The 20,067-nt window shown below is 58.3% G+C and carries 20 protein-coding genes, 1 tRNA gene and 2 pseudogenes; 5 read left to right on the top strand and 18 right to left on the bottom strand.

Annotation, left to right across the window (positions count from 1 at the left end; all coding sequences use genetic code 11):
- Positions 1 to 304: 304 nt before the first annotated feature.
- Both G463_RS0112775 and G463_RS0112770 read left to right on the top strand, forming a co-directional pair.
- Positions 305 to 847 (top strand): hypothetical protein, encoded by a 543-nt coding sequence (locus G463_RS0112775; protein ID WP_026975487.1) that lies wholly within the window; start codon positions 305 to 307, stop codon positions 845 to 847.
- Between the two features lie 24 nt (positions 848 to 871).
- Complete coding sequence (locus tag G463_RS0112770) at positions 872 to 1,300, top strand: disulfide bond formation protein B (protein ID WP_035487220.1); 429 nt, start codon at positions 872 to 874, stop codon at positions 1,298 to 1,300.
- A 1-nt stretch (position 1,301) separates the two neighbouring features.
- On the opposite strand, the gene G463_RS0112765 is transcribed toward G463_RS0112770, so the two are convergent.
- Positions 1,302 to 1,811 carry a divergent PAP2 family protein gene (locus G463_RS0112765; protein ID WP_026975485.1) on the bottom strand — a complete coding sequence of 170 codons (510 nt, stop codon included), beginning with the start codon at positions 1,809 to 1,811 and terminating at the stop codon, positions 1,302 to 1,304.
- 185 nt (positions 1,812 to 1,996) lie between these two features.
- Between G463_RS0112765 and G463_RS20310 the strand changes: the two genes are divergently transcribed.
- A complete protein-coding gene (locus G463_RS20310; RefSeq protein WP_051322275.1) occupies positions 1,997 to 2,659 on the top strand; it encodes a DedA family protein in 663 nt (220 codons plus the stop codon).
- Positions 2,660 to 2,686: 27 nt separating this feature from the next.
- Here the strand turns inward: G463_RS20310 and G463_RS0112755 are convergent, their stop codons facing one another.
- From G463_RS0112755 to G463_RS22380, 16 genes and pseudogenes are all read right to left on the bottom strand, one after another.
- Positions 2,687 to 3,466, bottom strand: coding sequence for a TrmH family RNA methyltransferase (locus G463_RS0112755; RefSeq protein ID WP_026975484.1), 780 nt, complete (start codon positions 3,464 to 3,466; stop codon positions 2,687 to 2,689).
- A gap of 111 nt (positions 3,467 to 3,577) precedes the next feature.
- Entirely contained in the window at positions 3,578 to 3,937 is a 360-nt protein-coding gene (rplT, locus tag G463_RS0112750; RefSeq protein ID WP_026975483.1) for a 50S ribosomal protein L20, read from the bottom strand.
- 65 nt (positions 3,938 to 4,002) lie between these two features.
- Positions 4,003 to 4,203, bottom strand: a complete 201-nt coding sequence (rpmI, locus tag G463_RS0112745; protein WP_026975482.1) for a 50S ribosomal protein L35 — start codon at positions 4,201 to 4,203, stop codon at positions 4,003 to 4,005.
- Positions 4,204 to 4,285: 82 nt separating this feature from the next.
- On the bottom strand, positions 4,286 to 4,810 hold the full coding sequence (gene infC, locus G463_RS0112740; protein WP_084171653.1) for a translation initiation factor IF-3: 525 nt from the start codon (positions 4,808 to 4,810) through the stop codon (positions 4,286 to 4,288).
- A gap of 270 nt (positions 4,811 to 5,080) precedes the next feature.
- The gene (gene thrS / locus G463_RS0112735; protein WP_026975480.1) at positions 5,081 to 7,024 is read right to left on the bottom strand and encodes a threonine--tRNA ligase; all 1,944 of its coding nucleotides are present in this window, start codon (positions 7,022 to 7,024) and stop codon (positions 5,081 to 5,083) included.
- Positions 7,025 to 7,403: 379 nt separating this feature from the next.
- A complete protein-coding gene (locus G463_RS0112730) occupies positions 7,404 to 9,083 on the bottom strand; it encodes a glycoside hydrolase family 13 protein (protein WP_026975479.1) in 1,680 nt (559 codons plus the stop codon).
- Positions 9,084 to 9,112: 29 nt separating this feature from the next.
- Positions 9,113 to 9,943, bottom strand: coding sequence for a carbohydrate ABC transporter permease (locus tag G463_RS0112725; RefSeq protein WP_026975478.1), 831 nt, complete (start codon positions 9,941 to 9,943; stop codon positions 9,113 to 9,115).
- Positions 9,940 to 10,875: a carbohydrate ABC transporter permease gene (locus G463_RS0112720; protein WP_026975477.1), complete on the bottom strand. Its 936-nt coding sequence runs from the start codon at positions 10,873 to 10,875 to the stop codon at positions 9,940 to 9,942. Before G463_RS0112720 ends, G463_RS0112725 begins: the two co-directional genes overlap by 4 nt.
- A gap of 49 nt (positions 10,876 to 10,924) precedes the next feature.
- A complete protein-coding gene (locus G463_RS20305; RefSeq protein WP_084171651.1) occupies positions 10,925 to 12,280 on the bottom strand; it encodes an ABC transporter substrate-binding protein in 1,356 nt (451 codons plus the stop codon).
- 50 nt (positions 12,281 to 12,330) lie between these two features.
- Complete coding sequence (locus G463_RS0112710) at positions 12,331 to 13,344, bottom strand: LacI family DNA-binding transcriptional regulator (protein ID WP_245575906.1); 1,014 nt, start codon at positions 13,342 to 13,344, stop codon at positions 12,331 to 12,333.
- Between the two features lie 119 nt (positions 13,345 to 13,463).
- Positions 13,464 to 14,354 (bottom strand): sporulation protein YtxC, encoded by an 891-nt coding sequence (gene ytxC, locus G463_RS21845; protein WP_169725477.1) that lies wholly within the window; start codon positions 14,352 to 14,354, stop codon positions 13,464 to 13,466.
- A 308-nt stretch (positions 14,355 to 14,662) separates the two neighbouring features.
- Positions 14,663 to 15,928, bottom strand: coding sequence for an NRAMP family divalent metal transporter (locus tag G463_RS0112700; protein WP_084171649.1), 1,266 nt, complete (start codon positions 15,926 to 15,928; stop codon positions 14,663 to 14,665).
- Between the two features lie 177 nt (positions 15,929 to 16,105).
- Positions 16,106 to 16,180: transfer RNA gene (locus tag G463_RS0112695), tRNA-Val, on the bottom strand.
- 43 nt (positions 16,181 to 16,223) lie between these two features.
- Positions 16,224 to 16,664, bottom strand: coding sequence for an acyl-CoA thioesterase (locus G463_RS0112690; protein WP_026975474.1), 441 nt, complete (start codon positions 16,662 to 16,664; stop codon positions 16,224 to 16,226).
- Between the two features lie 147 nt (positions 16,665 to 16,811).
- Positions 16,812 to 17,306 carry a glutamate ligase domain-containing protein gene (locus G463_RS22390; protein ID WP_245575905.1) on the bottom strand — a complete coding sequence of 165 codons (495 nt, stop codon included), beginning with the start codon at positions 17,304 to 17,306 and terminating at the stop codon, positions 16,812 to 16,814.
- 88 nt (positions 17,307 to 17,394) lie between these two features.
- Positions 17,395 to 17,863: pseudogene (locus G463_RS22380) on the bottom strand (Mur ligase family protein); the annotation flags it as partial.
- A 247-nt stretch (positions 17,864 to 18,110) separates the two neighbouring features.
- Here G463_RS22380 and G463_RS20290 point away from each other — a divergent pair.
- Positions 18,111 to 19,154, top strand: a pseudogene (locus G463_RS20290) (CapA family protein).
- 33 nt (positions 19,155 to 19,187) lie between these two features.
- On the opposite strand, the gene G463_RS0112670 reads toward G463_RS20290, so the two are convergent.
- Entirely contained in the window at positions 19,188 to 19,418 is a 231-nt protein-coding gene (locus G463_RS0112670; RefSeq protein ID WP_026975471.1) for a hypothetical protein, read from the bottom strand.
- Positions 19,419 to 19,790: 372 nt separating this feature from the next.
- Here G463_RS0112670 and G463_RS0112665 point away from each other — a divergent pair.
- On the top strand, positions 19,791 to 20,067 hold a 277-nt coding region (locus G463_RS0112665; protein WP_026975470.1), incomplete at its 3' end, for a transposase.

Raw genomic sequence — 20,067 nt, 5'->3', positions numbered from 1 at the left:
GACAGTCGCCATGCCCGCGCAACGTCGGGAAGCGTCAAAAACGGCGGTCGCCGGGCCGCCGTCACATTGTCAACCACGCGGGCGGAGCCAAGGCATCGCCGACGCCCGCCGGCGTTTGTATGAGATGTTTGAGCGGGGGCAATGCGCCCCGTCCCAATCGGCCGGCTCGTGAGCGGACGGCGGCGCGAATTCGGGATGACGAGGGGCTGCGACCATAACGCGGAGGAGAGTCGGATAGACACGGCGAAGAGAACAAAACATGCCATGGGGGCATGACGTAACACAGACAAAGGAGAGAATGTTCGTGCGCATCCGTCCATTGCTCATGAGTGCCTGCATCCTGCTGCTGACCGGATGCGGGCTCAGTCATCCCGCCATCACCGTATCCAATCTGACCGGTTATGAGAAAGCGCAGCCGGATGCATCGTATGATCCACAGACGCTCGCCAACGCAGATCAAGTGTTGAACAGCCTGAAGGTGGTCGACCGAAACGGACAGGCAGTGGACCTGCGGAACACGAACCAACCCATCCTGTTTGAAGCGTACTGGTGCCCGCATTGTCAGCGCACCCTGGTGCTGTTTCAACACAACCCGGTGCTGATGGGGGCAAAGCCCATCGTCATCAGCTGCGGGTTTCCGAAAAACACCACGTTGAAACAGGCCATCGCCGCGTCGGACAAGGAATTCCAACTGCTGGGCCTCTCCGGTTTCACCGTGTATTACGTGGTCAATCCCGTCCAGTTGCCGGGTTATCCCACCCTGCTGTTTCACAAAGGCCAGGCAGCCCATGTCCTGATTGGGGAACATACGTCCGCCGTTTGGGAACAGGCGGTCCGAAACGATTGAGGTGATGCGAGGATGCGCTTTCTGATGGAACACGTAAAGTGGTTCAACGCGGTGATTGCCACTGCCGCCACGGTGACGAGTCTGTTCTGGAGTCTCGTCCTCGGCTGGATTCCCTGCGACTTCTGCTGGTACGAACGTATCTGCATGTACCCGCTCGCACTCATCTACGTCGTCTCCTTGTTTCAGCGGCACTACACGCGTGCGGTCACGCTGACGCTCTCGGGCGTGGGCTTCCTCGTCGCGCTGTATCATTACCTGCTGCAAATCATCCCGTCCCTGTCCACCACCACTCAGTGCGACTCCATCGTGTCCTGCGCGGTTCCCGAGTTTCAGTGGCTCGGTTTCGTCACACCGCCGCTGCTCGCCGCGGCGGCATTCGCATGTCTGTTTTGGCTTGACGTCGCCGCCTGGCGGTGGCAGCGACGACGGCCCATACGCATTCGATTTGTATGAATCAATGCAGGATCCAGACTACCAACAGCCCCACCAAGACGCCGCCGGCCACTTCCGTCGGCTTGTGACCCACATGCTCGTCCAGTACGGGCCAGTCCACCAACCACCAAGGGGACTTGGCGACGGGAATGGGATGAATGCCGTCGGCCTCGAGCGAATGAACTGACGGGGTTGTCACGTGATGGTTGGTCTTCAGGTCGTTCAACAGCCGGTTGAGCACGGCCGCCTGACGACCGGTCTGCCAACGCACGCCGGCCGCGTCATACATTACAATGAACGCCACGAGAATGGCGACGCCGAGAATGGGGTCGTTGCCGCCATAGCGGAGCCACAGTTCCGCAACCAACGCCACCACGAGCGCGGAGTGCGAACTGGGCATGCCGCCGGATTTGCGCATCTTCTGCCAGTCCCAGCGCCGCAGCTGCAGCATGATGAACACGGGTTTCAGAACCTGTGCCGAGATCATAGCCAACAATGGACTGACCCAGATGGTGTGGGCGTGATCCAACATGTCGTTTCACCTTTCCGTGTTCCGGCCGAATTCGGTCAAAGTGCGGTTTCCTCTGGTATCGGAGGTCTTCCGCCTGGCCTCCACGCGATTTTTGCAAAGTTGGAATACAAGAGCGATACACATATTGTAATATAAGATCCGGACAAACTCTCACGGATTCAACTCACAGCAAAGGGGCACCTGACTTGCATCATCTCGCGCATCTGTTGTCCACCTATGGCTATTGGGGTCTGTACGGCGGCTTGGCGCTCGAGTATCTGTTCATCCCGGTGCCCGGCGAAACCACGCTCACGACCGCCGGGATTTTGTGGCAAAAACCGCAGTACCACCTGTCCCTGTTTTGGTTGTTGCTCTCCACCACCTTGGGAACGTTCACCGGCGCCATGTTCGGATACCTGGTCGGGCGCGCGCTCGGCCGGCCGTTTCTCGTCCGCTATGGCAAATACGTACGGCTGACTCCAGAACGCATCGACAAAGCCAGCCGCATGTTCACACGCTACACCATTCCGACCCTCGTGCTTTCCCGGTACATCGCCGGCATCCGCATCATCGTTCCGTATATCGCCGGCATCAACCGCGTCCGGTTGATTTTATTCGTTCCCGTGATGCTCCTCAGTTCCCTGCTGTGGACGAGCACGTTCATTCTGGCCGGTGTGGTCATTGAACGGGCCTGGCGTCACTTCATCCACAACTGGCGTCACAATCTCATCCCGACGCTGCTCATTGTCGCAGTGCTGGTGGCAGCTTACCTGTACATCCACCATTGGATGAAGCGTAGGCTCAACACCGACAGCCCGGATGAAGAAGTTCCTCCAGCCTCCGACTCCGAGGATGGCCCGGACCGCTAAAGAAGCCGGGCCAACGCGGCGTCCGGTTCACTGCTGCTGGCGGTGCAGTTCATACATCAGAATGGCCCCGGCAACGGCTGCGTTCAGGCTCTCGGCGTCGGCGGACATCGGAATTTTCACCTGTCCGTTCGCCAATGCGACCACTTCCGTAGACACCCCAAACGCCTCACTGCCAATCACCAGCAGCGTAGGACGACGCAGGTCGGCCTGATGGCACGACATTGGCGCGGAGGCCGCCGTGACCAGCACCTGCCCGTCCGGCCACGCCCGCTGCCACTGCTGCACGTACGTCACACTCGCCAGACTGCAGACCGAGAGTCGAAACAGTCCGCCCATGGTGGCGCGAACTCCCTTGGGAGAAAACGGATCTGCCGTACCGGAACCGCAGCACAGTTCCCCCAACGCGAACGCATCCGCCGAGCGAATGAGGGTGCCTACATTTCCCGGATCCTGCACCCCGTCCAACAGCACCGCGTGCTGCGGCAACCGCGCACGCGTGACGTCCGGAAGCTCGGCCACAGCCACCACCCCCTGGGGCGTTACGGTGTCCGCCACAACGCCAAACGCCCCCGGTGCCAACTCATACACGGGCACACGCCGCTGTTCGGACAACGCCAACACATCGTCGGGCAACTCGTCGCCGCCCACATTCCACAACAACGCATGGACGGCGACCTCAGACGCCAACAATTCGCGCACCAGCCGGAGCCCCTCGACCAGGAACTGCCCGGCTTCGGTCCGCCCCTTCTTGGTTTTCAATGCCCCCCACGCTTTCACGCGCGGGTTTTGCGGGGATTCGAGATACACAAACAGTCCTCCTCGACCGATCCACCCTGTCAGATGGAAAAAACCGGCCGTCAAACGGCCGGTCCTCTGCCTTGTCCGGTGCCCCGAAGCGGATGCTCCAGGCAGCCATTCTCAGGCTTGCAGTTTTGATTTTGCCACGTTGGCCAGTTCGGTGAACGCCTTGCTGTCCGCAACCGCCAGGTCGGCCAGCATCTTGCGATTCACATCAACCCCCGCCAACTTCAATCCGTACATGAAACGGCTGTAGGACAAACCGTTCAGGCGCGCCGCTGCGTTAATCCGCTGAATCCACAGGCGACGGAAGTCGCGCTTGCGGACGCGACGGTCGCGATAGGCGTACATCAGGGACTTCATCACCTGCTGCTTCGCCGTACGGAACAAGCGGTGCTTCGATCCACGATAGCCCCGGGCCAGCTTCAAGATTTTCTTATGACGTCGGCGCGTCACCACGCCGCCTTTCACTCGTGCCATTTCGTTCTTCCTCCCTATTCATCGGCAATCAGACTGGTTTACCGCGATGGATTTCGGCGCTGTCCTTACTTCAGATAAGCCACCATATCCTTGATGCGGCGAAAATCACTCGTGGAAACCCCAGTGGTTCCGCGCAGATGACGCTTGCGCTTCGCACTCTTGCCCTCCGCCTTGTGGTAGGCGAACGCGTGGGCACGTTTCAGTTGACCGGACGCGGTCCGCTTCACACGCTTGGACAGACCGCTGTGCGTCTTCATTTTCGGCATATGAATATCCTCCGTTTCATTGACCATTTTCTCCGGTGCATTCACAGGGTGCAGGGCAAGTGCACGACAGAATCCTCATGCATCACGCATTGCTTTGCTGCTTCGGAGCCAGAATCATAATCATGTGGCGTCCTTCCAGCCTCGGCGCACGTTCCATCGCGCCCAACTCCTTCGCGCCTTCCGCCAGACGCGTCAACAGCTGGTGCCCAATGTTTGCGTGCGTGATTTCCCGCCCGCGGAAACGCACGGTCACCTTGACCTTGTCGCCATCCTGCAAAAACTTGATGACGTTTTTCAACTTCACCTGGAAATCATGGTCTTCGATGTTGGGCGTCATCCGCACTTCCTTCAAGACCACGACCTTCTGATTCTTCCGAGCTTCTTTTTCCTTCTTGCTCTGCTCGTACTTGAACTTGCCGTAGTCCATGATGCGACATACAGGCGGCCGCGCCGTCGGTGCCACATTCACGAGATCAAGATTCTTTTCTTCAGCAATCCGTCGTGCATCGCGCACGTTCATGATTCCGAGCTGCGTGCCGTCGACGTCGATGACACGCACTTCGCGCGCACGAATTCCGTCGTTGACTTGAAAATCGTCTTTGCTAATACCCTGTCACCTCCAGAGTGAAATGGGACATCTTCCTGGCCATAAAAACGGCGCGGATGGGAATCCGCGCCTCTCTCACTCACACACGTGCATCCTGCCGCCGCATGGCTCGTGCGGCAGCCAATGCTGATTTGGAGAAAGGAACCCGTCGGCCCACGCCCACAAGGTGAGAAGCCATCGCTTCTACTTGTCTCGCATATGAAGATGCCATACGTGTACCAGTTTAAACCCTCTATGCCCTTTCGTCAAGGGCGCAGATCTCGGCCGGCCTCAGGATTCAACCAACAGCGCCTTGGTGTCCACCTCTTCGCGCAGGCGAGCGATAAATTCCTCCGTCGACATCGCGCCGAGATCGCCCTGGCCGTAACGGCGGACACTGAGCGTTCCATGCTCCGCTTCCTTCGCGCCCACGACTAGGGTGTATGGGATTTTTTCCACCTGCGACTGGCGAATCTTGTACCCAATCTTCTCCGGCCGCTGGTCCACCTCCGCGCGGAAACCGGCAGATTTGAGCGTTTCCGCCACCTGTTCCGCATACGGAACGAAGTCTTCCGCCACCGTGGCAATCCGCACCTGCTCCGGCGCCAGCCAGGTCGGGAACGCCCCTTTGTACTGCTCCAGCAGGAAGGCGACAAACCGCTCCATGGTGCCCACAATGCCGCGGTGAATCACCACGGGCCGATGCGGCTTGCCGTCCTCGCCGATGTACTCGAGGCCGAAACGATTCGGCAGGTGGAAGTCGAGCTGGACGGTGGACAGGGTCTCGTCTTTGCCGAGCGCGGTCTTCACCTGTACATCCAACTTCGGCCCGTAGAACGCCGCCTCGCCCGGTGCTTCGACGTATGGCAGACCCATCTCGTCCATCGCCTGCTTCAACATCGCCTGCGCCTTCTCCCACATCTCATCGTTCTGCACATACTTCACTTTGTCTTCCGGATCGCGGAAGGACAGCCGGTAGTAGTAGTCCTTGATGCCGAAATCCTTGTAAACTCGTTCAATCAGCTTCACCACGCGGGTGAACTCGTCCTGAATCTGATCCGGACGCAGGAAAATGTGCGCGTCGTTCAGCGTCATCAACCGCACGCGCTGCAAACCAGCCAACGCCCCCGACATTTCGTAGCGATGCATGGTACCCAGTTCAGCGATGCGCAGCGGCAAATCCCGATAACTGTGCATCTCGGAGCGGAACACCATCATGTGGTGTGGGCAATTCATCGGCCGAAGGACCAATTCCTCATTGTCCAACTGCATCGGCGGATACATGTCCTCGTGGTAGTGTTCCCAGTGTCCGGATATCTTGTACAATTCCAGGCTGGCCAGGTGCGGCGTGTAGACGTGGTGGTAGCCGAGGCGCTCCTCCAGGTCCACGATGTAGCGTTCAATCACCCGGCGAACCTTGGCGCCTCGCGGCAGCCACAGCGGCAGGCCTTGGCCGACCTCCTTCGACAGCATGAAGATGCCCAGCTCCTTGCCGAGCTTGCGATGGTCGCGCTGACGCGCTTCTTCCAAACGGGCCAGGTGAGCATCCAGCTCCGATTTCTTCGCGAACGCCGCCGCGTAAATGCGCGTGAGCTGTTCGCGCGACGCATCGCCCCGCCAGTACGCGCCGGCGATGGACATCAATTGGAACACCTTGATGCGACCGGTCGACGGCAGATGCGGTCCGCGGCAGAGATCCACGAACTCCCCTTGGCGGTAGATGGTCAACGTCTCGTCCGCCGGCAGATCCTCGATAATTTCCACCTTAAACCGATCCTCGCGCTCCCGGAACATGGCCAACGCCTCATCCCGCGTCAGCACTTCGCGCGTCACGGGGTAATCGGCCTGGATGATTTTGCGCATTTCTTCTTCAATCTTTGGCAAATCCTCTGGGGTGAACACATGATCCGCAAAATCGTAGTAAAATCCGTTCTCAATCACCGGGCCAATGGCGAACTTGGTGCCGGGAAAGAGCCGCGCCACCGCCTGCGCCATCACGTGCGCGCACGTGTGGCGCATGACGTCCACACCTTCGGGATCTTTGAGGGTCAGCAGTTCCAGTTCGACATCCTGCTCCACCGTGCGGGACAAATCCACCACCTGTCCATTGACCTTTGCCGCCACCGCTTCGCGGGCCAACCCGGAACTGATGGAGGCCGCAATCTCGGCATAGGTGGTGCCGGCTTCGTACGTCCGAACGGATCCATCTTTCAAGCGTACCTGCACACTCGCCATCTCTCTACACTCCTTATCTGTCTCACAGCTTGGAAAATAAAAACGTTCCCGTCCGCAAAGGGACGAGAACGTGATTCCCGTGGTTCCACCCAATTTCAGCGCGGGGTCAATGCCCACGCGCCCTCCTGTGCGTATAACGTTCGCCCCGGCCACCGTTTTGATGCAATCTCCCCGGTGACAGCTCGGAAAGTGGTGTCCGCCAGTTCCGCGTTGCAAGGTACTTTCAGCCGGTGGTACCCCGTCTCTGGTCAACCGGTGACTGGGGCGCGTCTTTCCTCAACGCTTTAACGAAGTGATTTTGAGTCAGTGTACCGAACCGAGCCCGCGTTTGTCAAGCCGCTTCGGCCCATGGCGCCGGCGCAAGTCCATCCGTGCCCGCTCACGCCCGGTACACCCGGCATTCGTACGGCCGGAGCTGCATGCGCCGAATGTCTCCCTCCTGCTCCGGATAATTGCCAATCAAAAACTCCGGTTCGCTCGTCGGTACTTCCTCGGGCCAGTCGAAGGAAACCTCCTCCGCTGTGAAGTTGCAGATGACCAGCCAGACTTCGTCATCCAGCGTGCGAGTGTAGGCGTACACCTGCGGATGGTCGGCGGCAACCAAATCGTAGCGCCCGTAGACGACGATGGGATGGGCTTTTCGCAGCGCAATCAGTGTTCGATAATAGTGAAGCACGGAATCCGGGTTCGCCAGCGCCTCCTTGACGTGAATCCGTCGATAATTGGGATTCACGCGAATCCAGGGCGTACCCGTCGTGAACCCGGCGTGCTTGGAGTCGTCCCACTGCATGGGCGTTCGGGCGTTGTCTCGCCCTTTCTTGTGAATGGCGGCCAGAATGGACGTCGGATCTTCACCGCCCTCCACCACGCGTTCCCGCCACAGGTTGAGAATTTCCACGTCGCGGTAATCGGAGATGTCCGAGAATGCCACGTTGGTCATGCCAATTTCCTCTCCCTGATAGATGTACGGGGTTCCCTGTTGCAGGTGGAGGAACGTGGCGAGCATCTTCGCCGAGACCACGCGGTACTTGCCGTCGTCTCCAAACCTTGACACGGCGCGCGGCTGGTCGTGGTTGTTCAGGTACAAACTGTTCCAGGCCTTGCCGTACAGATCTTTTTGCCAGCGCGTCATCACCTGCTTGAGGTCGGACAGCCGCCAGGGGCGCACATCCCACTTGCCGCCGGGGCCACTGTCGAGATCCATGTGTTCAAACTGAAACACCATATTCAACTCGCCCCGGTCCTCACCGGCGTAGAGAATGGCGTCCGCCGTCGTCACCTGGCCCGTTTCTCCCACCGTCATGATGTCGTATTTGGACAGGACGCGATGGTACATTTCCCGAAGGTAGTCGTGCACCTTTGGGCCATTGTAGAAAAATTGGCCGCCCCAGGCGTAGCGGGCCCCCGTCGGATTCGGCGCATCCGGCAGGCCCGGCACTTTCGAGATGGCGTTGATGACATCCATCCGGAATCCGTCAATGCCCTTGTCCAGCCACCACTGCATCATATCGTACACGGCGTTGCGCACCGCTTCGTTCTCCCAATTCAGGTCCGGTTGCTTGCGGGAAAACAGGTGCAGGTAGTACTCGTCCGTCTCTTCCGTCCATTCCCAGGCCGATCCGGAAAAGTGCGAAGCCCAGTTGTTGGGCTCCCGCCCATCCCGGCCGGGACGCCAGATGTACCAGTCGCGGTACGGATTGTCCCGACTGGATCTCGATGCTTGGAACCACGCGTGTTCGTCGGAGGTGTGGTTGACCACCAGGTCCATCACCAACTTCATGCCACGTTCGTGCAGGTCCGCAAGCAACACTTCGAAATCCTGCATCGTGCCGAATTCACGCATGATGCTGTAATAATCCCGGATGTCGTACCCGTTGTCATCGTTCGGAGAATCGTACACCGGGCACAGCCAGACGACGTCCACCCCGAGGGTTTGCAGATAATCCAACCGGCTCCGAATGCCGTTCAGGTCGCCAATCCCGTCGCCATTGCTGTCCATGAAGCTGCGCGGGTAAATCTGGTATACCACCGCTTCTTTCCACCAAGCTCGTTTTTGCATGGGACAACCTCCTTTACAGCCATCCGGCATCAACCTTTCACCGCCCCCTGAGTGAGACCGGAGACAATCCAGCGCCGGAAGATTACGACCAGAATGACGATGGGCAGCACCGAGATGATGGAACCCGCAAAAATGTCTCCGTACGGTACGCTGAACTGACTGCTGAACAGCGCAATTCCGACCGGTATGGTACGCATCTGGTCGGATGAGTTGAACACAAACGCCATGAAGAACTCCGTCCACGAAGCGACGAAGGTGAACACCGCCGCCGCAAACAACCCGGGCGTGGTCAACGGCAAGAAGATGCGATAAAAGGTTTGGAACGGACCGGCCCCGTCCATCTTGGCCGCCTCAAACAACGCCATCGGCACCTGCAGGAAGTAGTTCCGGAGAATCCAAATGGCAAACGGCAGGTTGATGGCGGTGTAGGAGATGATGAGGGCCTGGTACGAGTTGAGCCATCCGAGCCAGCGCATCATCATGTACAGCGTGGTGACCATGGCAATCGGCGGAAACGTGGAGATCATCAAAAGCCCCATCAACATGGGCGTCTTTCCGCGAATGGGCAGCCTGGCAATGGCAAAGCCCGCCATGCTGGACAGCGCCAACACGCAGGCGGTGGTGATCACCGCCACCACGACGCTGTTGCGAACGTACGTGAGAAAATGAAAACGCCCCAAGGCATTTTGATAGTGTTCCATGGTCCAATGCACCGGCCATACCGTCGGCGGATAGGCGCTGATTTCCGTATTCGGCTTGAACGACGTCACAATCATCCAGAAGAAGGGCAGGAGAATGGCGAGCAAGAACAAAATCAGCACCCCGTATCCAACCACGCGCTCTCCCTTCGTTTGCTTCATGCCGATTCCCCCCGGACCAGTGACTGAAACACGGATAAGAACAAGAGGCATGCCCCCAACACGAGGATGACCGTGCTGACGGCAATAGCGGACCCAACGCCGAAGTGCAGATTTTGGAACAGCGATTCCTCTCCCAAGATGGCCAACGATTGCGTCGCATTGCCCGGTCCCCCGTTGGTCAGGACGAAGGGCAGGTCAAATACGCCAAACGCCTGCAGGATGCGGAACAGCCCGGCCAGCGCCAAACTCCCGCGCAACAGCGGAAACGTCACATGCCAGAAGACTTGCCATCGGTTCGCTCCGTCGATATACGCGGCTTCAAAATACTCCGCCGGAATCATCTGCAGTCCGCCCAGCACGATAATCACCACGAACGGCGTGGTCTTCCAAATGTCCGCGGCCATCATCGACACCACCGCCAGCGTCGGCGTGCCAAGCCACGTGACCGGCGCGCCGATGAGGTGCAAGGCTTGCAGCAGCGCATTCAAGATACCGTACACCCCGTTGTAGATGTACGACCACATCTCTGCCGAGACCACGGTGATGAGGGACCACGGAATGAGCATCACGACCAGTGACAGGCCCTTCAGCGCCTGCACGTTCTGAATGGCCAAGGCAATCAGCGTTCCGAGCACCAACTCCACCGCCACGGTCACAATCGCGTAGTACACCGTGAACCAAACGCTGTGCCAAAACACGCCACTGTGCACCAGGATGTTATAGTTTGCCAGGCCGTCAAATTGCAACTGATAGCCGTTTTCTGTGAGATTGACCTGGTTCAAGCTCATCCACACGGAATACAGGATGGGAAACAGCGTCACCGCGCAAATCACCAGCAGCGACGGCAGCAGCAGCACGTACCCCGAGGTCCTGTCCCCCTGTTGGAGGGAACGGTGGGCCACCTGAGATTGCGTCACAACAGGCAGGTTCATCCTGACACCTCCAACGGGGTGGCCCCTGCGCGGCCACCCCATCCCATCATCACAATCCTCCGCCGGAACTCTGCACCTGCGCAATTTGCTGCTGCGCTTTCTTCAACGCGTCGGCAACACTCTCACTGCCCGCCAGGACAGCGTTGACATTGGTGTAGATGGCCTGCGAGATCTGCGGATAATTGGAACTCTGCACCGGCCGCGATACGTAGTGCGTCTTGCTTGCCAGCGCGTAAATCGGGTTTTTGGACTGAACAGACGGATCCGAAGCCACGCTGGCGTTTGTGGGAATCTCCAGCTGCGACAGGATCTTCTGTCCCTCGGTTCCCGTCATCCAGTCGATGAACGCCAGTGCCGCCGCCATGTTCTTGGTGTGTGGATTGACATACAGGTCCCAGCCGCCCACGTAGCTGTATCCACCGCCTCCACCAAACGTTGGCAGCACCGTCACCCCCACTTTGCCAACCACTTTTGAGGTGCTCGGATTCTGCGAGTCATTCCAGGCGTACGACCAGTTGCGGAGAAATGCCGCGCTGCCCTGTAGAAAGGCGTCCTCTGCCTGCGGTTCCTGGAACGTCACCTCCGACTTCGGAGACACCCCGGAATCCACCAGCCCCTTCATGAATGTGAGCGCCTTGTTTGCCTCCGGTGAATCGAGGGCCGCTTTGCCGCTCGAATCCAGCACCTTGCCGCCGGCATCGGTGAGAAACTCCATGAAATCGCAGGTCAACCCTTCATACGATGCGCCCTGCCATACGAACCCGTACTTGACCAACCCTTGTTTCTGGAGCTGCTCGCTTTCCTGTTGCACCTGTTCCCAACTGGTTGGGACGGGCAGGTGCGCCTTGTCCAAGAGATCCTTTCGGTAGTAGAGAAACGAGGAATCGACAAAGAACGGCGCCGCGTACACCTGGCCTTTATACGTCGCCCCGCTGACGAGACCGTTGGAGAATCGGTTCCAGAAACTGCTTGGCAGCACTTTGCTCAACGGCTCCGCCAGACCGGAGGCGGCAAACTGCGCAGGCCACACCACGTCGCCCATGTACACGTCCGGTGTTGCCGAGCCACCGCCGATTTGCGTGGTCAGACTGGCGCGATTGGTGTCCGTATCGGTGCTCTGGTTAACCAATTGCACCTTGATGTCCGGATGCGATTTTTCAAACTGCTGGACCAGAATCGGAATGATGTTCTGATTTCCATTCCCGACGGGTGACGCGGCAAAGACAATTTGCCCACTGGCGTGGCTGTAGTCCACCACAGAACTGCCATTCCCTCCACCCGAAGAATTTCCCTCTCCCTGACTGTTGCCGCTCGCACCCCCGCAGCCGGCGAGCAACCCCGTGCCGAGAACCACCGCAGTTCCCGTATGCCACCAAGTCTTGCTGGCCTTTTTCTTCACATACATTCCTCCCCGCATCGCATCATGCAAGCGTTTTCATGATTCGTAACGTTCGCTTATGTGGCGATGGACCGAACCGATTCACGCTCCACAATTTCATGCCCGAGATAACACACGCCGTTGTCCGGCTGAATCCCGCCGCTCGCCCGCACCAGCCATTCCACTGCACGGGCCCCAATCTCCGCGAACGGCTGCCGGACCGTGGTCAGCGTCGGCGTCACCATTTGCGCAATCGACAGGTCGTCAAAGCCAATCACGGACAGGTCCTGCGGCACCCGGTATCCCTGGTCATACAGGCATCGCATGGCGCCCAAGGCCATTTCATCGCTGGCCGCACAGATGGCAGTGAGGCGAAGCGACTCCATGTGCTCCAACATTCGCATCATGGCCTGGTAGCCGCCCGCAAACCGATAGTCCCCGTACTGTACCTGGCCCTCAAGAACGGGCAACTGGTAAAATCGATGGGCCTGCAGGAATCCTTCCAAACGAAGAGAACCCGTGATGTCGTCCTCGTGCTGTCCCGCAATCATACCAATCCGCCGATGCCCTCGCGCCACCAGATAGCTCACCGAATCAAAGACCGCTCGCACGTCGTCCACCTTGAATGCGGGCAACTTGACGCGCCCCTGCGATTGGGTCAACACCAGCGCCACGGGGATGCCGATGCGTTCCAGCACCGGATCGAAATCCTCCGTCACCAACTTGCTCGTAAATATAATGCCGTTCACCTGATGTTGGTGCAGAAACGTGAATCCCTCCAGCGCCTGGTGACGAGAGTGCTGGGAGTCAAACAACAGCACCTTCAAGCCGTGTGCCCGACTGGCCTCGTGGATGCCGCGATACAATTCGTTGAAGAAAAGGTCCGTGATGCCGGGCACCACCAGTCCAATGGTGTCAAACCGCTGTGTGCTCAACCCCCGCGCCAGCGCGTTGGGCTGGAAGTTCAACGCATCCATGGCTTCGCGCACGCGCTCTTTCGTTTCTTCCTCGACCATCTCCGGCTTGTTGAGAACTCGTGACACGGTCGCGGGTGAAACCCCGGCACGTTCGGCAACGTCTCGGATTGTCACGCGCAAACTACCTTCTCACCTCACTTCTAACGGAGATGTGAATGATACAGTTTCATAAACCGGTTTCATGGATGTGCAAAGAAAAATTATCATACTTTTCTGATCTCGTCAATTCCGACCTACGGTCGTTCTTTCGGCAGCGCCCGCCGCGGCGCGGCGGTGTCACGCGCCGCGTCCGCGCCCACCTGCAGCTGCCGGCAAGTGGAACAATTCCCGCACCGCGTGGCGCGGGCTATGAACACTTTTTCCACGGTTTCGGCAAAACTCGGCCAGGGCGCCGCAACCGTCAAGTCGTGAATGATGATGGCGCAGGGCGCGTGGGTGATGAGGATGCTCATGGCAAGGTCTTCGGCATTGACATCTTCGCCATCGGAAACTTGGGCGGCCGCGTCGGCCACGGCCGGATCGCGAACCAGTTTACCGGCGGCGTCGGTGATCCACACGCGGTCATCGGTGCAGTATACGTGCAGCACCTGCATGGTGGGCGGCTGTGCGTCCAGCATGTAGCGGAGCATGGCGACAAACTCCTCGTACTCCTTGTCCGCGAGAAATTGTTCCACCGCGTCCTTCAGCGCCAGATCCAGAGCCCGCAGAAAGCCCCTGGCGCGAAACCGCGCGAGTCCACCCATGTTGAGCGGAGTTTCGGCCGCCCCATTCGCCAGCTGCGATTGCACTGCGGCTGTCACCTGGTGTCTCCACTCTCCTGCCGTCAATCCGTCCCATCGCGCATCGCTGGTGCGTAGGCCATGCAGGGTCAGCAGCGCAATGTACTCCCGTTCATCTTCCGTCAAATAGTCGTACGCCTCCGCCATGTGTTGGCAAAGGTAGAGGCAGCACCAGTCGTTGAACACAAAATCGACCAACGTCTGCACCAGGAGAGGCTGCGTGTCCTTGTCCACGTCCAGAGAAACAACGAGGGGATGGCTGTCCACCGGGTGCACTGCCAATCCTGCCGCTTCCATTTTCGCCCGGAACGCGGACAACGCTTGTGGTGAATCGAATTGTAGCATGGGCACATCCATCAGTCCTTCCTGGGGCAAGACACCCCGTCCGTCATCATCGTCTACTACAGTATGGAGCGGACCGAAACGTGCTTATACTTGCCCACCGGTTCGTCACGCCAGAGAAGTGCCAGAAACAGGCGAAAAAACGGTTGTAGACGAATGTTTGCCATTCGTCCTCGTCCTGCCGATCCTTTTGAATTGCCACATCGTATGCCCCCGCCTCCTCCCGTTGTCGGGCGCACGCCCGATTCATAAAAAATCCGCTCGCGCGTGCTGCGCGAGCGGTCTCCGTGAACGCCGAGGTTTTGTAGTCCTCACAACAACAGCTGGACACCCATGTAGAGCCCAAATCCCATGATGACAACGGACAGTGCCCAGACCACCCATTTATGCAAGCCTTTCATGCGCCATTGCGGCGGCAGCACTTTGGCCTCCAACAGCAGCAGGAAACCAAGTACCAGGGGCAGCAGCAGCGCGTTCATCACCTCGGTATCCACATCCAGCCGAACCAGGTTTATCCCGCTGAACACCAGCAGCGCACCGCCAACATGCGCCGCGGTATAGATGATGTAGAACCACTTCGCCTCGCGGAATGAGTGATTCACACTGTGATTGAATCCAAACACTTCGCCGACCCCCCACGCGCCGGCGAGAGAGACGACCAATGCGGCCACAAACGACGCGCCAAGCATGGCCAATCCGAAGATCACTTTTCCACCGAACGATCCGAGATAGGGAACCAACCCGTCCGCAATCTGCTCCACCGTGTCCAGCGATTGATTCGGATGTTGGTGTCCGATGGTGGCCGCAATCACCACCACTGTGGCAATCATGATCATCTGCGTCACAATCGACCCAATGAACGTATCCCAGCGCAGGCCTTTCAACGCGGAGGCAGTCAGTCGGCGATCCACCACCGCTCCCTGTTGGTAGAAGATCATCCACGGCATGATGACGGCGCCCACGTTGGCTGCCAACAAATACACGTAACTGGCGTCGTGCCAAGGCACCGTGGCAAGTCCGCGCATGACCTCGCCAGGTTCCGGATGCGCCATCAAAGCAACCACAATCAGCAGCAACTCGAACAACCCGACAGCTATGCCAATGCGTTCCACGCGTCGATAGCTGCCGGTGAGCCCCAGCACCACCAGCAACACGGTCGCCACCGAAACACTGAACCAGGGCGGAATGCCAAACAGATTGCCAACCCCGGCAATCCCCGTGAATTCTGTGACCAAGGCGCCCACAGCGGACAGGAACAAAGTGGATACTGAGACAACCGCCCACTTCATCCCGAACCGCTCGCGGATCAACTCCCCGTGTCCTTTTCCGGTCACCGCCCCCAGCCGGACGGTGATTTCCTGTATCAAATAAAGAATTGGAATGAGCAGCAGCTGCGGCAACACCATCGCGTAGCCCCACTGGGCACCCGACTGTGCTGCGGTCACGAGACATCCGGCATCCGTATCCGCCAGCATCACGATCAGTCCGGGCCCAAACGTCGCCAGAGCAACCCCGAGAGATTTCCAGGAGACTCTGCCCCGTGCCCCCTGCGCCACTGGAGTGGATTCCATTTCCATCGTCGTCTTCACCTCTGTCCTATCAAACACACCTTCTAGAGTATAGGAGAGATGAATGTTGACTACAATAGTCCACTTTAACCACTCTTGCGAAGAGAAGGCGCCGATGGGAGACAGACGAGACCAAAAAAAGACCGCACCAACCCCTTGGCGCGGTCTCCATCCTGCGATATACCATGGTGCGGCTGACAGGAATCGAACCTGTGGCCCCCACCGTGTCAAGGTGGTGCTCTCCCTCTGAGCTACAGCCGCGTATCGAGAACAACAGATATCATATCATATCTGCCGTCCCGCGTCAATGTGTTTCCGGCTGAGTGACGGGCAGACCTTGTAGAATCGCCCACAACTCCGGATTGCGCTTCGCAATGTTGACCGCTTTGTTGGTCGGAATGTCCACAAAGGCATGCTCCGTGAACCCGGAAGCGCAGAGCGTCCCCGATTCGTTGTACACATCGTAATGGAATTGCATCCGCGTGCGCGTGCACACTTCCAAGCGCGCGTGGACGTAGGCTTTGTCCTCCGCTCTCAGGGTTTTCTTACAGCTCAGTCCAACCTGTATCACCACGAGGACCAGCCCCTGATCATGAAACGACTCCATGTACGACAGGCCATTTTCTTTGATGAAACGCATGCGCGCCACCGAAAACCAGTCGATGTAGTTGGGATGATAAATAATTCCCGCGGGATCGCATTCGCCCCAACGGACTTCGAATTCGGAGATGACAACGTCTTTCATCGATGCGGCCTCCATTCGCGAAACTCACCGGGCTTGTCCAAACCCGGAACCACGCCGCCGCGGTGATACCCGCGTACGGTGCGCCATATCCAGTATACCGATAGATTTTCGCTTGGGAAAAATGCGCATTGGTGTACGCCCCGCGAATCAACCGGTAAACGCCTTCTTGCCAAGGCGGGATCGTAAGAAATCAGCCGTTTCCATCAATCCGATGGAATGAGACGCTTTCACCAGAATCACCGTATTGGGTTGAATGGTTCGAAGCAGATGGCTGTGCAGGGCCGCCTTGCTTGTAAAGTGCCGAACCCGTCCGGGCGCCAGCCCCGCCTGGACGGCTGCGGTGCCAATCTGCTTGGCGAGCGCGCCGTATGTGTACACCTGGGATATTTTCTTCTTGGCCAGGTGACGTCCGACCTCCCGGTGACCACGTGCTGCGTAAGCGCCGAGGGCGGCCATCGCCCCCAGCACCGCGATTCTCGTTGCGGCAGGTGCGGCAGGCATTTGTGCCAACGTGTCAATGGCAGCTTTGGCCGCGTGCGGATTCGAACTGTAGCTGTCGTCGATGAGCGTGAGGCGGTTCGGAAACCGATACATCGTCATCCGGTGGCGCATGCGTCGGTAATTTCGGAGCCCCGGGCGCATTTCCTCCGCCGAGAATCCCAATGTCGTCCGCGATGGCAATGGCGCAAAGCGCGTTGTACACGTGGTGCATGCCGAGAATGGGGATCCGAAAATGTTCACGCTTTCCGTGTAGGTGCACATGGAAGGTCATTCCGCTGCCCGCGAAGGCGACGTTTGTTGCCTGATAATCCGCGGTATGCGTGATCCCAATGGTGAGGATTTTCCCGTGAAACCTCCCCTTGTCCACCAGGCGCGTATTCCGGTCATCACGGTTCAGCACGAGCGTCCCGGTGGGCTTCAGCCACCGAATCAGTTCCGATTTCGCGTGGACCAACCTGCAGACATTGCCGCCGCCAAACGCACCGATGTGCGCCGATCCAATGTTGGTGATGACCGCGTAGTTCGGCTCGATGATCTGACAGTGCTTTCGGATGTGGACCGGCCATGCCGTATTCCAGTACCACCGCCCGATGCGATGGGCGGATGCTCTTCGCGTACTTTCGCGTGTGGTTCACGAAGTTTCGATTATCTATAGACTTGAAGATCTTCCAGCGCGTGGACAGGATAGACGCAATCATTTCCTTCGTGGTCGATTTGCCCGCACTGCCAGTGATGGCGATAACCGGCCGCTGTAGTCGGAGTGTTCTCTCCACACTCACCCGCCCCCCGGTACGAAAACGAATGAACTCTTGGGCAAGTATATGTCGTCGCCGGCATCTGTGAATGGGCCATTCGCCCTGTTCAGTCCGTCCGTTGCCTGAATAGGATGGCAAGAAACCCCATCGATCTTGGACGGATGGGCGAAGTCACGGGGAGAGGATAAACATGGCGACCATCCAAATTGCGGCCGTTGGGGATATCCTCATGTGGAGGACACAAATTCAGTCCGCGAAGCGGGCGGACGGAAACGCCTACGCGTTCGACGGCATGTTCCGTCCGGTTGCACCTTACCTGAAGCGGGCGGATCTGACCATTGCGAACCTGGAAACGACATTGTCCGGTCGCGAGTCAGCCTACCAAAAAAGAATCCAAAAACCGGTTTGCCCGGACGAGCTGGCCTGAGCGCTCAAACGAGCCGGGATCGATGTGGTCACCACCGCGAACAATCACTGTATGGACCGGGGCATTCGAGGGCTTCGAAGAACGCTCAATATCCTCGATGCGGCGGAGCTGCACCACACGGGAACCTATCGTTCGAAGCGCGAGTCTCAAGAACTGTTGATCCGCAATGTCAAAGGCATCCGGATTGGCATTCTTTCCTACACCTACGGGACCAATGGAATCTCGGTGCCCGCGGATATGGCGTGGGCGGTCAACCGCATTCGGCGCGCCAAAATGTACGCCGACCTTCGCCGCCTGAAACGCCAAGCCGACCTGGCCATCGTCGCGCTGCATTTCGGGCAAGAATTTCACCGGTATCCCAACGATAAACAAAAAGCGTTGGTGAAAGACCTGTTTCATCGAGGCGCAGACATCGTGTTCGACGCCCATCCCCACGTTCTGCAACCCATGGCTCTGGAAACGGTGCGCGATGCGTCGGGACGCAAAGCGCGGCGCTTCGTCATCTATTCCCTCGGAAATTTCATTTCCGACCGGATGATGGCGGGACTGCACTCAAGCAGCGGTGCGATTGTCTATCTCACCGTCCGCAAGGATAATGAGGGCGTCACGCTGGAACGCGTGAGAACCGTCCCCACATGGGTGCACAAATATCGCCATCATGGACACACCAAGTTTCGCGTGTTGCCGGTCGGTCCCTACCTCAAGCATCCGGATGACAAGCTCACGGAGGCAGATCTGAGCACCCTGAAAAGGGTTTACGCCACAACCACGAAGCATGTGCGCTTGCCATCCGGCAGCCATTCATGAGTACCAGCACGCGATCCCGGCGTTGCATCGCCGCTACTGCACCGTATGGGTATGCGGGAAGCTGTTGTTGGCCCCGCACGCCGGACACACCAGTTTGACCTCGAGCGGCACTGTGTTGTCCTGTGCGCGTTCACCGGTCACTGTCACGCCACCGACAATCTCCGCGCCGTGTGCGATGATGTTGCCACCATATAGATGGGCGACCCACGTCATCGCGCGGCGGCATACGAAACACGTGTGCATGCCCCGTACCTCATCGTACATGGAGCGACCTCCTTTCCCGACACCGTCAGTCTGCCTCGTTCTGCCGCCACCGATGCGCCCTATACCAGTTCATCCCCTGATTTGAAATGAAAGCTTCGCCAACTTTTTAGTAAATATATACCATTTTAAAATAATATACATAACAAAAATTCATTTACACCCCCCCCATACCCGTACGAACCCCGTCGTATTGGTATAGCGTAACATGCTTGTAAGCGTAGGTTGCAAGTCTGTTTCACCACCTCACCGGGATGGAGCGGCCTGTCCTTCGTTCCCGGTGAGGTGGCTTCTCCATATTGAACGGCCCATATACTGGCCCCAGAGTCAACCCAGACAGAAGGGATGGGTTAAGATGAAGTAGAGGTGTTTATGATGCCGGGACGTAAGTGGACAGTGGACGAGAAGATGAACATCGTGCTCGAGGGCATGATGCCCGGTGCGAATATCAGCGAGGTATGTCGGCGGCATGGCGTGGCCCAGAGTCTGTATTACAGGTGGCGTGAAGCGTTCCTGACTGGTGGACGGGCTGGGCTTCAGTCCGGACCCTCTACGAGGGAGCAGGAGCTGGAGAAAGAGTTGCAGGAGGCTCGGGCTAAGATCGGTGAACTCACGATGCAGGTGGATGTGTTGCGAAAAAAATCGAATTGGG

It is taken from the genome of Alicyclobacillus contaminans DSM 17975 (assembly GCF_000429525.1).
In the GTDB taxonomy this organism is placed as follows: domain Bacteria; phylum Bacillota; class Bacilli; order Alicyclobacillales; family Alicyclobacillaceae; genus Alicyclobacillus_A; species Alicyclobacillus_A contaminans.
This window is presented reverse-complemented; position numbering and strand designations above follow the sequence as displayed.